At 41.4% G+C, this 15,207-nt stretch carries 12 protein-coding genes; 1 reads left to right on the top strand and 11 read right to left on the bottom strand.

What is annotated here, in order from left to right; genetic code table 11:
- Positions 1 to 3: 3 nt before the first annotated feature.
- From pstC to QMN06_RS03485, 6 genes are all read right to left on the bottom strand, one after another.
- Complete coding sequence (gene pstC / locus QMN06_RS03510; protein ID WP_281971143.1) at positions 4 to 990, bottom strand: phosphate ABC transporter permease subunit PstC; 987 nt, start codon at positions 988 to 990, stop codon at positions 4 to 6.
- A gap of 68 nt (positions 991 to 1,058) precedes the next feature.
- Complete coding sequence (pstS, locus tag QMN06_RS03505; protein ID WP_281971142.1) at positions 1,059 to 2,081, bottom strand: phosphate ABC transporter substrate-binding protein PstS; 1,023 nt, start codon at positions 2,079 to 2,081, stop codon at positions 1,059 to 1,061.
- Positions 2,082 to 2,208: 127 nt separating this feature from the next.
- Complete coding sequence (glmM, locus tag QMN06_RS03500; RefSeq protein ID WP_281971141.1) at positions 2,209 to 3,552, bottom strand: phosphoglucosamine mutase; 1,344 nt, start codon at positions 3,550 to 3,552, stop codon at positions 2,209 to 2,211.
- 19 nt (positions 3,553 to 3,571) lie between these two features.
- Positions 3,572 to 4,441, bottom strand: coding sequence for a dihydropteroate synthase (folP, locus tag QMN06_RS03495; RefSeq protein ID WP_281971718.1), 870 nt, complete (start codon positions 4,439 to 4,441; stop codon positions 3,572 to 3,574).
- 2 nt (positions 4,442 to 4,443) lie between these two features.
- Positions 4,444 to 6,327 (bottom strand): ATP-dependent zinc metalloprotease FtsH, encoded by a 1,884-nt coding sequence (ftsH, locus tag QMN06_RS03490; protein ID WP_281971140.1) that lies wholly within the window; start codon positions 6,325 to 6,327, stop codon positions 4,444 to 4,446.
- Between the two features lie 151 nt (positions 6,328 to 6,478).
- Positions 6,479 to 7,159: an RlmE family RNA methyltransferase gene (locus QMN06_RS03485; RefSeq protein WP_281971139.1), complete on the bottom strand. Its 681-nt coding sequence runs from the start codon at positions 7,157 to 7,159 to the stop codon at positions 6,479 to 6,481.
- Between the two features lie 53 nt (positions 7,160 to 7,212).
- Here QMN06_RS03485 and QMN06_RS03480 point away from each other — a divergent pair, with 53 nt between their 5' ends.
- A complete protein-coding gene (locus QMN06_RS03480; RefSeq protein WP_281971137.1) occupies positions 7,213 to 7,707 on the top strand; it encodes a YhbY family RNA-binding protein in 495 nt (164 codons plus the stop codon).
- 1 nt (position 7,708) lies between these two features.
- Here QMN06_RS03480 and QMN06_RS03475 read toward each other — a convergent pair whose 3' ends face one another.
- From QMN06_RS03475 to QMN06_RS03455, 5 genes are all read right to left on the bottom strand, one after another.
- The gene (locus QMN06_RS03475) at positions 7,709 to 8,203 is read right to left on the bottom strand and encodes a DUF4149 domain-containing protein (protein ID WP_281971136.1); all 495 of its coding nucleotides are present in this window, start codon (positions 8,201 to 8,203) and stop codon (positions 7,709 to 7,711) included.
- A 4-nt stretch (positions 8,204 to 8,207) separates the two neighbouring features.
- On the bottom strand, positions 8,208 to 8,684 hold the full coding sequence (gene greA / locus QMN06_RS03470) for a transcription elongation factor GreA (RefSeq protein ID WP_281971135.1): 477 nt from the start codon (positions 8,682 to 8,684) through the stop codon (positions 8,208 to 8,210).
- Positions 8,685 to 8,707: 23 nt separating this feature from the next.
- Positions 8,708 to 11,956 (bottom strand): carbamoyl-phosphate synthase large subunit, encoded by a 3,249-nt coding sequence (gene carB, locus QMN06_RS03465; protein WP_281971134.1) that lies wholly within the window; start codon positions 11,954 to 11,956, stop codon positions 8,708 to 8,710.
- 8 nt (positions 11,957 to 11,964) lie between these two features.
- Positions 11,965 to 13,146: a glutamine-hydrolyzing carbamoyl-phosphate synthase small subunit gene (gene carA / locus QMN06_RS03460; RefSeq protein WP_281971717.1), complete on the bottom strand. Its 1,182-nt coding sequence runs from the start codon at positions 13,144 to 13,146 to the stop codon at positions 11,965 to 11,967.
- 178 nt (positions 13,147 to 13,324) lie between these two features.
- Complete coding sequence (locus QMN06_RS03455; RefSeq protein WP_281971133.1) at positions 13,325 to 15,202, bottom strand: propionate--CoA ligase; 1,878 nt, start codon at positions 15,200 to 15,202, stop codon at positions 13,325 to 13,327.
- Positions 15,203 to 15,207: the final 5 nt, after the last annotated feature.

Raw genomic sequence — 15,207 nt, 5'->3', positions numbered from 1 at the left:
AAATTAACTCTTCGCTCCCTTTTGTTTTTCCATTCTTACAAGCATCCACTTCGCAGCTGAAAGTACGATGAAGGTGATGATGAAGAGTGCTAAGCCCAATGCAAATAATGAAGCGTAATGTAAGCCTGGTTCTGCCTCTCCAAACTCGTTTGCGAGGGTAGAAGCGATGGATGAGCCTGGTGAGAATAACGAAGCACGAATACGATGTGCATTACCAATCACGAATGTAACAGCCATCGTTTCACCGAGAGCGCGTCCAAGTCCTAACATGACTCCACCAACCACACCGGCTTGTGTGTATGGCAAAACAATGCGTGTGACGACTTCCCAAGTAGTACAACCAATTCCGTAAGCAGACTCTTTTAAAACAGGGGGAACAATCTCAAATACGTCTCGCATCACAGAGGTAATAAATGGCACAACCATGAACGCCAGAATTAAGGCCGCACATAACAAACCAATACCATTTGGTGCGCCTTGGAATAAAGCCCCTATCACTGGAACTTGACCAATCGTGTCTGTCAAAAATGGCTGAACGTAGGTCGCAAACAATGGTGCAAAAACGAACAATCCAAACATACCATAAATAATTGATGGTACAGCTGCAAGTAATTCAACCGCAGTTCCTAAAGGACGACGCAACCAATTTGGACACATTTCTGTTAAAAACACTGCAATACCAAAACTGAGTGGCACTGCAATCACTAGCGCTAATGTTGCTGTGACTAAAGTTCCGTAAATGGAGGTTAAGCCACCAAACTTTTGATTGACAACGTCCCATTCATCACTGAAGAAAAATCCTGGGCCAAACTCTTTCAAGGCAGGCCAAGAGGTCATGATTAAAGAAACTAAAATTCCAGCTAAAACAATTAATACGAGGGATGCGAAAAAGAAAGTTACTTTATGAAAAAGAAAATCTTGCATCTTTTGATTACGTACAATTTTTGCCATTTCAGGCGTGAGTTGTATTCCAGAGGACATACTAGTCATTTTATTTTCCATAAAAAACTGTTTTCAGAGAAATACACCCCGGGAGTCCAGGGTGTATATACCATCAATTACTTAGCGATTTGAGTCCAAACATTCTTGGCAATCATATCTGTTACAGATGCAGGCAATGGAACATATTCAAGATCAGAAGCAATCTTGCCGCCGTCTTTAAATGCCCACTCAAAAAACTTGAGAGCTTCGTTAGATTTTTCTTTGTTAGCTGGGTTCTTATACATAAGGATAAAAGACGCTGCAGCGATTGGCCATGAAGCTGCACCAGGCTGATTTGTCATAGAAATACCCATTCCAGGAACTGAGGACCAGTTAGCACCAGCAGCTGCAGCTTTAAATGAATCCATGCTTGGAGAAACGTATTTACCATCAGCATTTTTCAACTGCAATGTAGTCATTTTATTCAGCTTTGCGTATGCGTACTCAACGTAACCAATTGAACCTTTAACACGAGTTACGTTCGCTGAAACACCTTCGTTACCTTTACCACCTACGTTTGAGTCAGCAGGCCACTTAACAGTAGCGCCTTGTCCAACGCTGTCAGCCCATGCTTTACTTACTTTTGATAAATAATCAGTAAATACTGCAGTAGTTCCAGATCCGTCTGAACGCGTTACAACAGTAATTGCTTGATTTGGTAATTTTTTACCTGGATTAACTGAAGCAATTTGTGGCGCGTTCCAATTTGTAATATCACCTCTAAATACAGCAGCTAATACGTCACCGTCCATTTTTAATTCGCCAGGAGCAAAACCAGGCAAGTTAACAACAGCAACAACACCACCGATCACTGCAGGGAATTGAACCATGCCGTCTTTGTCTAAATCAGCACCTTTTAATGGATTATCAGTTGCACCAAAATCAACTGTTTTTTCGCGGATTTGCTTGATACCACCTGAAGAACCAATTGAAGCATAGTTCACTTTGTTCTTTGTAACCTTTTGATATTCTTCAGCCCATTTTGAATAAACTGGAGCTGGGAAGGAAGCACCGGCACCAGTAATGTCGATTGCCATAGCACTGATTGAAGTAGAAACTAAAGCTCCAACTAAAGCTAATTTTAGAAATTTATTACGCATTTTCATCCTCATTAATTGAAAGTCATATGACTTGATAAAACTTTAATGCTTTAATGTGAGGAAAATATGACAAAAGCATGATTTGTCACGTTAATGAAAAAAAATGTTTAAAAATCAGTTGGTTTGATTATCCAACAGGGATTTTTTCAGCAATTCTCTGTGCAAAAGACTCTGCAATTTCATGGGTTTTAGCTTCAACCATGACCCTTAAAACAGGCTCAGTACCTGATGCTCGCACCAAAACCCGTCCATTTGACCCTAATTCCTCCATTACTCGATTGTGCACCTCTTGCAAAGCATGATCATTTTTCCAGTCAAACGACTTTTTATAACGAACATTGATCAAGACCTGAGGAAACAGTTGCACACTCGACAATCGTTCGCGTATACCCTTACCACTCCGACGAATTGTCGCTAAAACCTGTAGTGCGGCCACAATACCGTCTCCAGTTGTATGCTTATCCAAGAAAATAAGGTGACCAGAACTTTCCCCACCCATCATCCAATCATGCTGCTTGAGTTTTTCCAGTACATAGCGATCACCCACCGCAGCCCTCTCAAATGGCACTCCAAGTTCCTGAAATGCTTTTTCAATGGCGAAGTTGGTCATTAATGTGCCAACTGCCCCACGCACCTCTTTGCCAGACTCAATGCGGTCTTTAGCAACTAAATACAATAATTCGTCTCCATTAAACAAGTTACCTTGGGCATCAACCATTTGCAAGCGATCTGCATCACCATCCAGTGCTATGCCGTAATCGGCTCCTGATGCTTTGACTTCAGATATACAAGCTTGGGGTGCTGTTGCACCAACGCCATCATTGATATTCATACCATTCGGTTGATTACCAATCGCTATAACCTCTGCTCCTAATTCATGAAAAACATTAGGGGCGATATGGTAGGCAGCACCATGGGCGCAATCTACAACAAGCTTGAGGCCATGCAAGTCAAATTGATTAGGAAAGGTACTTTTACAAAATTCAATATAACGGCCAGCAGCATCATCTAGTCGACGAACTTTACCCATCTCCATCGATGTGGCGCAAACAAATGGCTCGTCCAACATACTCTCAATTTGATTTTCAATCACATCCGCCAACTTATCACCGTCAGCTGAGAAAAATTTAATGCCATTATCTTGATAAGGATTATGCGATGCTGAAATAACCACCCCCGCCGATAAGCGCAATGCCCTTGTGAGATAAGCAACTCCGGGAGTTGGGGTAGGTCCACATAAAACCACATCAACACCTGCTGCAGTAAAACCAGCCTCTAAAGCAGATTCCAACATATATCCTGAAATACGGGTATCTTTACCGATAAGTACGGTTGCACGTCCGTGACCACCACCTAGACGAGCAAAGACTTTACCTGCAGCATAACCTAAGCGCATCACAAAGTCGGGAGTAATAGGGGCTATTCCCACCTCACCACGAATACCATCTGTACCAAAATATTTTCTGTTCATTGTTTGATTTTAGTATGAATCAAGTTAACTGCTCTTCATGCATCGCAGACCATACCTGTATTGCTTCCACGGTGGGTTTTACATCATGCACACGGAGAACTTGAGCGCCTCTTTCTACAGCTAATAAAGCGGCCGCCACACTCGCTGTTGTGAGATCAGTCACTCGATCTCCCAATATTTTTCTTAAAGTTTTTTTTCTTGATAACCCCACCAGCAATGTAGTTCCACTCAAGGGGAGTTCAGCCAAACGATGCAACAGAGTCAGATTATGTTGCGTGGTTTTCCCAAAGCCAAAGCCTGGATCAATCGCAACTCGTTCAGGATGGATTCCTAAGCTTGATAATTGCAGAACCTTATTATTTAAAAACTGTCCTACTTCTTGAATCACATTTTCGTAATAGGGCTGCTCCTGCATGGTTTGTGGATTATTTTGCATATGCATAACGCAAAGTCCAACTTCCTTTGAGGCTCTAGCAACGGCAAGATTGGCTTCATCCTCAAATCCACGAATGTCATTCAAAATATCAACACCAATTTCTAGAGCATATTGCATGGTTTGAGATTTATAGGAGTCAAGTGATAAAGCCACACCAGCAGACTGAAGTTGTTCTAACACAGGAAAAATTCTGTCCTGCTCTTCTTGAGCACTTACTGGAATTGCTCCAGGCTTGGTTGACTCACCACCTAAGTCAATTATTTTTGCGCCATCTTCAATCATCTGATAAGCATGATCGATGGCTCGAGTATAGTCAAAATACTTACCACCATCTGAGAATGAGTCAGGGGTAACGTTCAATATTCCCATGACAACCGGTGATGGTGTTACAAGCCAATCAAAATAAAAACGCCCACAGCGCCATGCCGTGGGCTTTATTAAAGGTAAATCCATCATCAAACAACAGTTGCAGGTGCACCACCTTGGCTAGGTGTTGGAGAATTACTGTCACCACCTGACGTATTTACTGGATCCGCAACTTTTGGCGGACGAGGAGGATTACCCGCCATGATGTCATTGACTTGATCTGCATCAATGGTTTCCCACTCTAACAAGGCAACAACCATCGCTTCTACTTTGTCTCGATTTGTTTCAAGTAAGTGTTTGGCTAACGCATATTGAGTATCAACTAAAGAACGAATTTCAGCATCTACTTTTTGTTGAGTTGCTTCAGAAACTGTTTTGGAATTCATGCGTCCAAAAATACTCTCTGATTCTGTATCAACGTAAACCATTGTCCCCAATGACTCACTCATACCATATCTAGTCACCATGTCACGCGCCATTTTAGTTGCACGTTCAAAGTCGTTAGAAGCCCCTGTACTCATCGAGTTCAAGAAAACCTCTTCTGCAGCACGTCCGCCAAAAAGGATTGCGAGATCTTCTAACATGCGGTCTTTATATAAATTGACACGATCAAACTCTGGAAGTTGCCATGTAACGCCCAAAGCCATACCGCGTGGCATGATGGTTACTTTATGAACCGGATCCGCTTTGGGTAATAACTTAGCTACTACAGCATGCCCTGATTCATGATAAGCCGTATTACGTCTTTCATCTTCACGCATGACTGCAGATTTTCTTTCAGGACCCATGTAAATTTTATCTTTAGCATCCTCAAAGTCACTCATATCGACCGCGCGCTTATTTCGTCTGGCAGCAAAAAGTGCAGCTTCATTAACTAAGTTAGCTAAATCCGCTCCAGAAAACCCTGGTGTACCTCGAGCAAGTACCGCTGCATCAACATCTGCATGAATCGGTACTTTACGCATATGCACTTTAATGATCTGTTCACGACCACGAATATCAGGCAATCCAACAAATACTTGACGGTCAAAACGACCTGGCCTTAGAAGTGCTTTATCAAGAACATCTGAGCGATTCGTCGCAGCAATAACAATCACGCCGCTATTTGCCTCAAAGCCATCCATTTCAACCAGCATTTGGTTTAATGTCTGTTCTCTTTCGTCATTACCACCGCCAGTTCCAGCTCCACGATGACGTCCTACTGCATCAATCTCATCAATAAAAATGATGCATGGGGCTTGTTTTTTTGCGTTTTCAAACATGTCACGGACACGCGCAGCGCCCACCCCGACAAACATTTCCACAAAATCAGACCCGGAAATTGCAAAGAAAGGAACTTTAGCTTCTCCAGCAATTGCTCTGGCCAATAATGTCTTACCAGTCCCGGGAGGACCAACCAACAGAACTCCGCGCGGAATTCGACCACCTAATTTTTGAAACTTAGTAGGATCTTTCAGAAAGTCCACCAATTCTGCAACTTCAGATTTTGCTTCGTCACACCCTGCAACATCACCAAAATTAACTGAATTACTATTTTCATCGATTAATCTTGCTTTAGATTTACCAAAAGAAAAAGCGCCGCCTTTTCCGCCGCCTTGCATTTGGCGCATCATAAAGAACCAAAAACCAATAATTAATATAGTCGGTCCAAGGTAATAAAGTGCGGATACGAAAACATTCGGCTCATCTTCTGCTTTACCTGTGACCTGTACACCGTACTTCATCAAATCACCTACCATCCAGATATCTCCGGGTGAAATAATGTTGTAACGATTACCGTCTACCGCAGTAACCTGTAATGTTCTTCCTTGGACATCTACGCGTCTGACCTTACCAGCCTTGGCATCATCCATAAACTGTGAATAAGTAACCTGATTTTGTGAAGGAGTCTTGTCAAATTGCTTAAAAAAGGTAAAAACAACTAGTGCTACGATCAGCCAAATGCCGACTTTTTGCATCGTTTGATTATTCAAAATATCTCCAAAATCCGAAATGTTCGGTACATGTAGAGTAAATAATTCTACTACCCCTTACTTTCAAGTGCTTAAGTAAAAATAAATATCTTTCATTGTTCACTCTTTTAAACCATTTGTCAATAAATACAATAGCTTAGATAAAACACCTTCAGGAAGATTTTAAAAACCTCCCTAGCAGAAAGGTTTCTGCCGATCGATTTCTGGAAGCAAGAGGCTTTCTAGGAGCCACAACTTTGAATACTTTCTTGAATGATTCCACAATTTGACTATAACCACTGCCATGAAAACATTTAATCAATAATGCACCATCCTCTTTTAAGTGCATTTTCGAGAACTCTAATGCAAGTTCCGCTAAATGCCCCATCCGCGCAGCATCTGCAACGGCAACTCCCGATAGGTTTGGTGCCATATCAGATAAAACTAAATCAACTTTTTGCAAGCCAATCTCACCTTCTGGGAATATAACTTTCTCTAATTCATGTATAACCTCGTCTTCTCTGAAGTCTCCCAGCAAAAAAGTAACATCAGCAATTTCCTCCATCGGCAATAAATCAATGGCAACTATTTTGCCGTCAGGTTTACCAGGGTCAACTTTAGAATTATTTTTACCTAATTCCACTAAACGGTTTCTTGCATATTGACTCCAACTACCAGGCGCACTTCCTAAGTCAACAATGATCATACCCGCTTTAATTAAGTGATCTTGATCATCAATCTCTTTTAATTTATAAGCCGCACGAGCCCGATAGCCCTCTCTTTGAGCCATCTTTACATAGGGATCATTGAGATGATCTTGCAGCCAATCTTTGTTAAATTTATTTTTAGCCACGATAGGTTTAAAAAACTCTTTCTGTTAAGGGTTAAGTCAGCGATAATACAAGTATGACTATTTTAGAACTTGATTCAACTACAAGAGCAGATTTACGCTCAAAAGCACATAGTATTTCACCGACTGTGATGATCGGCGCTGATGGTTTAACACCAGGCGTTTTAAAAGAAGCTGAATTAGCACTTGGCTCCCACGAACTTATTAAAATTAGAGTTCTCGGTGACGACAGGGAGCTTAGGCTAGAAATCTATGAAACGATCTGCAATAAGCTACATGCCGCTAAGGTACAACATATCGGTAAACTTTTGGTGATCTATCGCCCTAATCTGACTTCGAATGCATCTCAATCTACCCGAAAATCCACTCGAAATGAAGATGGCTTTGGTAGCCCTAGAACTGTGATGGTAAAAAAGTTTACGCGCAATCCTCAAAAAAGACCTAAAGCAATTGCAACCAAAGTTTTAGGTAATGAACGCGTTGCAGCAGGTGGTCAAATTAAGCGCGTTAAACCTAGACAAAAGAGCGTCAAGAAAAAACAACTTTCTTAGTCTACTCCTGGTTCAATTGTAATCGTGAAGCTAACCAAAATACGCCTGCACATACCATCACTTCTAATGTAAATAAAACACTGGAAAGTTGATGGAGTGTTTTAAATTCTTTAGCTTGTGGAGATTGCATAACTGGCGCACCTTCACTTAAGGCAAGCTCTCTTAAGTCATTCATCATCGGCTGCACGACAAACGTACCAATAAGGGTTAATACAATACTAATCAACAATAACCAACGACTCCATTTGAATTGATGAAGGCCTCTTTTCACTAAAAGGTTCGAGTAAATCAATAAAAAAACACTAATTAACAAACTAAACAGACTTGTATTTTTAAAGATTTCACCAGCAATCATCCCAGCCACTTGCTTATCCGCCAGCACAAAAAATAGACTTGGTGTGACTAGAAAACCTACGGTCGCAAGGCCCCCGAATAAGAGCCCTGAAATGATTAAAAAAATACGTTGTGCTAAAAAGGAGTTAGAACCTTTTTGCATGCTTTTAAATATATTGCACCGAAATAATTTCCACTTCTCTCACTCCACCTGGCGTGGTTACTGTAACAACATCTCCCGCCTCTTTACGAATTAAGGCTCTAGCAATTGGGGAACTAATTGAAATTTTATTGGCTTCCAAATCTGCCTCATCATCGCCAACAATTTGATAAGTCATTTTTGATGCGTCTTCTAAGTTTTCTAATTCAACCGTAGCGCCAAACACAACTTTACCGTCAGCATCAATCAACGATGGGTCAATAATTTGCGCAGCAGCTAATTTACTTTCAACCTCTTTAATCCTACCTTCAATAAATGCTTGCTTTTCTTTAGCAGCATCATATTCAGCATTTTCGGATAAATCACCTTGCGCTCGGGCTTCAGAAATGGCGTTAATAACAGCCGGTCTTTCTACAGACTTCAAACGCTGTAACTCTTCTTTTAGGCGTTCGGAGCCATTTCTAGTAATTGGAATCGTACTCATAAAATCAACTTTATAAAATATAATTATTGTAAGGATTGATGCAAACTTTGCAAATCATAAACCTCTAGTTCGTTGATGGCACGAAGACCCTCAACGGCTGCTAATGCAGCACTAATGGTAGTGTAATAGGTAACTTTATTCGATTGCGACGTAGTTCGTATAGAGCGAGAATCTGCAATCTCACCCCTGTTTTCATCCACTGTTGTAAAGACCAGAGTGATTTCACCATTTTTAATGAGATCAACAATATCCGGGCGACCCTCTTTTACCTTATTGACTGATCGCACAGGAATACCTGCCGCTTCAATCGCCTTAGCTGTTCCGCGAGTAGCCACAAGGGGGTAGCCCATCGCATGCAACATTTTCGCGACTTCAACAGCCCGAGGTTTGTCACTATTTTTTACAGATAATAAAACGGTACCGCTACTTGGAAGTAATGTACTAGCAGCTAACTGGGATTTAAATAGCGCCTCACCAAATGTCCTACCAACTCCCATCACCTCTCCAGTAGAGCGCATTTCCGGCCCTAAAATCGGGTCAACACCAGGGAATTTGTTAAATGGAAAAACTGCCTCTTTGACAGAGAAATAACTTGGCTTAACTTCGTCTCCAATGCCTTGCTCATCTAAAGATCTTCCAGCCATACATCTCGCAGCAATCTTAGCTAACTGTAGACCGGTTGCTTTGGAAACAAATGGGACGGTTCTTGATGCACGCGGATTAACTTCAAGGACGTAAACAATGTCCTCACCATTAATTTGTTGAATAGCAAACTGAACATTCATTAAACCAACTACATGCAGACCCTTTGCCATGGCTTGGGTCTGACGTCTTAACTCTTCAATGGTTGCTTGAGACAAGGTATACGGAGGAAGCGAACAGGCTGAATCCCCAGAGTGAACTCCGGCTTGCTCCACATGCTCCATCACGCCACCAATAAAGACACGCTCACCATCACTTATACAATCTACATCACATTCAATTGCATCGTCTAAAAAACGATCCAAGAGTACCGGTGAGTCATGGGAGACTTTGACAGCTTCACGCATATAGCGCTCAAGATCTGTCCCATCGTTGACGATTTCCATTGCACGACCACCCAATACATATGATGGGCGAACTACGAGTGGATAACCAATTTCTAAAGCTAAACTCAAGGCCTCTTGTTCTGTTCTTGCTGTTCTATTTGGTGGTTGTCTTAAATTGAGTTCATGCAACAGTTTTTGGAAACGTTCTCTATCTTCAGCAGCATCGATCATATCTGGAGATGTACCAATAATAGGTACGCCATTTGCTTCAAGATCAAGTGCTAATTTGAGGGGCGTTTGACCTCCGTATTGCACAATCACTCCTAGTGGTTTTTCTAGAGCAACGATTTCTAAAACATCTTCTAAGGTTAAAGACTCAAAATAAAGACGATCAGAGGTATCGTAGTCTGTAGATACTGTTTCAGGATTACAGTTGACCATAATCGTTTCATAACCGTCTTCACGCATCGCTAAAGCAGCGTGGACACAACAATAGTCAAATTCAATACCCTGTCCAATACGATTAGGGCCACCACCTAAAACCATGATTTTTTGTCTAGCTGAAGGCTTGGCTTCACACACTCCATCTGCATTTTCATAGGTGGAATACATGTAAGCTGTATTAGTCGAAAACTCGGCAGCACACGTATCCACTCGCTTATAAACGGGCCGGATATCAAATTCGTGACGACGAATTCTAACTAAACTCTGATCAGACTTCATTAACTTGGCTAAACGACGGTCAGAAAAACCCTTTTGTTTAACATAGCGCAGCTCTTCTGGGGATAAGGTTTCAAGCTGACGAGTGGCAAGGAGTTGTTCAATTTCAATAATTTCTTGAATTTGAATCAAAAACCATGTATCGATTGCAGTATGTTCATGGACTTCCTCTAAACTCATCCCTGATCTGAAAGCATCTCCTACATACCAAATACGCTCAGGTCCAGGTGATTTAATTTCTAAAATAATTTCATCAACATCCGTTGTTTTCTCATCTAAACCATCCACTCCAACTTCTAAACCTCTTAAAGCTTTTTGTAATGACTCTTGAAAAGTTCTACCAATCGCCATGACCTCTCCAACAGATTTCATTTGAGTGGTTAAATGCTGATCAGCTTCTGGAAATTTTTCAAATGCGAATCGCGGGACTTTTGTCACAACATAATCTATTGATGGTTCAAAAGATGCTGGCGTCGCTCCACCTGTAATTTCATTTTGCAACTCATCCAAAGTAAATCCAACAGCTAATTTGGCGGCAATTTTTGCAATCGGAAAACCTGTGGCTTTTGAAGCCAAAGCGGATGACCTGGAAACTCGTGGATTCATTTCAATCACAATCATCCGCCCATCTTGAGGATTAATCGCAAATTGAACATTCGATCCACCTGTATCAACACCAATTTCACGTAAAACAGCAATCGAGGCGTTTCTCATGATTTGATATTCACGATCGGTCAATGTTTGCGCAGGGGCGACCGTAATAGAGTCCCCTGTATGAACTCCCATAGGATCAAAGTTTTCAATTGAACAAACAATAATACAGTTGTCGTTTTTGTCTCGAACAACTTCCATTTCATATTCTTTCCAACCAAGCAATGACTCTTCGATCAATAGCTCGCGAGTTGGAGATAAATCTAATCCACGTTTACAAATTTCTTCAAACTCTTGACGGTTATACGCAATACCACCCCCGGATCCACCCATAGTAAAAGATGGTCGAATAATGACGGGGTAGCCATTACCACCAATTAATTTAGCAATATTTTGTTGAACCTGTTGGGCAGCTTCCCATGAGTGAGCGACATCTGACTTGGCAGAGCCTAAGCCAATCTTTGTCATTGCCTCTTTAAACTTTTGACGATCTTCAGCTTTATCAATTGCTTGTGGGGATGCGCCAATTAACTCACAGTTGTATTTTTCTAATATGCCATTACGAAACAAATCAAGCGCACAATTCAGAGCAGTTTGACCACCCATAGTCGGCAAAATAGCATCAGGCTGTTCTTTTTCAATGATTCTTTCAAGAACTTCCCAAGTAATTGGTTCAATATAAGTAACATCTGCCATTTCAGGATCTGTCATGATCGTCGCAGGGTTACTATTGACTAAAATAACTTTATATCCCTCATCTCTCAGGGCTTTACAAGCCTGAGCACCAGAGTAATCAAACTCACAAGCCTGGCCAATCACAATGGGGCCAGCTCCTATAATTAAAATACTTTCTATGTCGCTACGCTTTGGCATCTAAACTCTCACATCAACTCAATAAAGCGATCAAATAAATATCCGACATCTTGTGGGCCTGGAGAAGCTTCAGGATGTCCTTGGAAACAAAAAGCTGGACGATCTAGCCAAGCCATACCTTGAAGAGATCCGTCAAACAAGGATACATGTGTAGGCTCAACATTATTTGGCAAAGTTGTAGCATCTACTGCAAATCCATGATTTTGAGAAGTAATGACAACTTTGCCCGTTTTTAAGTCTTTCACAGGGTGATTTGCGCCATGATGTCCAAACTTCATTTTTAAGGTACTTGCGCCAGCGGCAAGTCCCATAATTTGATGACCTAAACAGATCCCGAAAAGTGGGATTTTTTTATCTAAAAATACTTTGGTAGCCGCAATTGCATAATCACAAGGCTGCGGATCACCAGGGCCATTTGATAAGAAAACTCCATCAGGATTCATTGCCAAAACTTCTGCAGCGGAGGTTTGAGCTGGCACTACTGTCACGCGAGCCCCTCTTTGAGCAAGCATTCTTAAAATATTTTTCTTAACGCCAAAATCATAGGCCACTACATGCTTATTCGGTATGACTTGATTAAATCCGGTTTTTTCATCTGATCCTGATAGATGCCACTCCCCTTCTAACCACTCATAAGGGGAAGTAGTGGAAACTACTTTTGCCAAATCCAAGCCAGTCATTCCAGGGAAAGAACTTAATTTTTCTTTGGCCAACTCAATCAGCGACTCTAAAGATTGCCCCAATTTACCTGTAGCAATGGCACCACTTTGTGCCCCATGCTCACGCAAATGCGTAGTCAAATGCCTAGTATCAATCTCGGAAATTCCAACAATCTGCTGCTCTGTCAGAAAATCTTGAAGAGACCTTTGACTTCTAAAGTTTGACGCAATTGGGGATAAGTTCCGAATAATAACGCCTGATGCATATATTTTATTGGATTCGCTATCCTGATCATTAATACCCACATTACCAATATGTGGATATGTCAAGGTAATCATTTGTTGGGTGTAACTAGGGTCAGTAAAAATTTCTTGATAACCAGTCATGGAGGTATTAAATACGACCTCTCCTGAACTGACACCCTGAATACCAATTGATTTTCCAATAAATTGAGTTCCATCAGCCAAAAGAAGCACGGCTGGCGGTAGTTGTGAAGTTAATGTAGTTAGTTTATTTTTTGATAGTGGCAGCAAATCATTCTCCATTACCCTGCTGCCCCAAGATCTACTTCACCCAAAGACTTGTCCCGGAGGTGAGTTTAACGGGAGGAAATTGATCTAAGCGCTAGGGATATGTAGGAAGTTACGAAACATATCTATTATAACAAGCAAAATAATATTTCCTCAAAATTATTGGTGATCCAGTTTTTTAAGCCTTAAAAATCACTTCTTTAATTTGATTCAATACATTTTTATCTTCCATCGTACTAATATCTCCAGTATCCCGATGCTCAGCAATCGCCTGTAATGCCCTTCGAACAATTTTTCCTGACCTAGTTTTTGGTAAAGCGTCGACGATGTAGATTCTTGCCGGTCTTGCTACAGGGCCTAACTGTTGATCAACTACATTCATTAATTCTTTTTCAAAAGTATCTTCATATGAATGGCTTTTAGGTATTGCAAATGCAATGGCTACTTGCCCCTTCAGCTCATCGGCGACACCAACAACGGCTACCTCAGCAATATTGGGGTGACTAGAAATACTCTCCTCTATTTCTCGAGTCCCTAAACGATGGCCAGCGGTATTAATGACATCGTCGGTTCTACCCAAAATAAAGAAATAGCCATCCTCATCTTTAATTCCCCAATCAAAGGTGGAATATACAAGTCTTCCCGCAAAACTTTGCCAGTAAGTACTAACGAATCGCTGATCATCACCCCATACTGTTTGCATACATCCGGGGGGTAAGGGTCCCTCAATCGCTAATAGCCCTTTGGCATTTGCGGGTAACTCTTCGCCAGTTACGTCATCTAACAACTTCATGTTGTAACCAAAAACTGGCACTCCAGGAGAGCCGAATTTATTTGGCATGTCCTCAATGCCCCGCTGCAATGACAAAATGGGCCAACCAGTTTCTGTTTGCCAGTAATTATCAATAATTGGTTTTTGTATGGCGCCAGAAATCCACTGAGCGGTTGGTTCATCGAGTGGCTCACCCGCCAAAAAGAATGACTCTAATGAAGACAAGTCGTAATTATTGATAAATTGAGGATCTTGTTTTTTTAATACCCGAATCGCCGTAGGTGAAGAAAACATAGTTGATACGCGATACTTCTCAACCAAACTCCACCATATGCCTGGATCTGGCTTGAGTGGCGTACCTTCAAACATGATCGTTGCCATACCATGAATCAGGGAGCCGTAAATAATGTACCCATGGCCAACAACCCAGCCAATATCTGAAGTACAAAACATCGTTTGACCTGGCTTTGCACAAAAAATGTATTCCATACTAGTGGCAAGTGCGACAGCATATCCGCCTGTATCTCTTTGAACTCCTTTAGGTTTTCCTGTGGTTCCTGAGGTATACAGAATATAAGAGGGATCGGTAGCATTTAACCACTCACATGGCACCAAATCATCCATATGTTTTTGTCTTTCAACTGCATAATCTACATCTCGACCTGCCACTAATGCGAAATCACAAAGGCCTCTTGAAACAATCAAAACATGCTCAGGTTTGTAAGCAGAAATCTTTATAGCTTCATCTAATAACGGCTTATACGGCACAACCTTTCCAGCTCTCATTCCTGCCTCAGCTGTAATAATGAATTTAGGCTCTGCATCTTCAATTCTGGCAGCTAAACTATGCGCAGCAAATCCTCCAAATACAACTGAATGGATAGCGCCTAAGCGCAATACTGCCAACATGGCAAAACAAGCTTGCGCCACCATGGGCATATAAATCAAAACTCGGTCGCCCTTACCTACTCCATAGGATTTCAGAATGGCAGCCATGCGATTCACTTCTAAATAAAGTTCTTGATAACTATATGTTTGTTCGGTATTGGTTTCTACCGATACGGCAATTAATGCAGTTTGATCAGCTCGGTCTTTTAAATGTCGATCTAATGCGTTGTAGCAAATACTGGTTTTTCCATCAACAAACCACTTCGCAAAAGGTGGCGCAGAATAATCTAGAACCTGCAAAAACGGCTTTTCCCAATAGATTCTCTTGGCTTGTTCGCCCCAAAAAATTTCAGGCTGTTGGATAGACTGTTGATGTGTTTGAAGGTAATTTCCCATTGAAC

Source organism: Polynucleobacter sp. SHI8, assembly GCF_027944005.1.
Taxonomy (GTDB): domain Bacteria; phylum Pseudomonadota; class Gammaproteobacteria; order Burkholderiales; family Burkholderiaceae; genus Polynucleobacter.
The sequence above is the reverse complement of the archived record's forward strand: the minus strand, read 5'-3'. Positions and strand labels throughout refer to the sequence as shown.

Coding starts and splice junctions, on each gene's coding strand:
- pstC (WP_281971143.1), bottom strand. CDS start 990: ATGACTAGTATGTCCTCTGGAATACAACTCACGCCTGAAATGGCAAAA.
- pstS (WP_281971142.1), bottom strand. CDS start 2,081: ATGCGTAATAAATTTCTAAAATTAGCTTTAGTTGGAGCTTTAGTTTCT.
- glmM (WP_281971141.1), bottom strand. CDS start 3,552: ATGAACAGAAAATATTTTGGTACAGATGGTATTCGTGGTGAGGTGGGA.
- folP (WP_281971718.1), bottom strand. CDS start 4,441: ATGGATTTACCTTTAATAAAGCCCACGGCATGGCGCTGTGGGCGTTTT.
- QMN06_RS03480 (WP_281971137.1), top strand. CDS start 7,213: ATGACTATTTTAGAACTTGATTCAACTACAAGAGCAGATTTACGCTCA.
- QMN06_RS03475 (WP_281971136.1), bottom strand. CDS start 8,203: ATGCAAAAAGGTTCTAACTCCTTTTTAGCACAACGTATTTTTTTAATC.
- greA (WP_281971135.1), bottom strand. CDS start 8,684: ATGAGTACGATTCCAATTACTAGAAATGGCTCCGAACGCCTAAAAGAA.
- carB (WP_281971134.1), bottom strand. CDS start 11,956: ATGCCAAAGCGTAGCGACATAGAAAGTATTTTAATTATAGGAGCTGGC.
- QMN06_RS03455 (WP_281971133.1), bottom strand. CDS start 15,202: ATGGGAAATTACCTTCAAACACATCAACAGTCTATCCAACAGCCTGAA.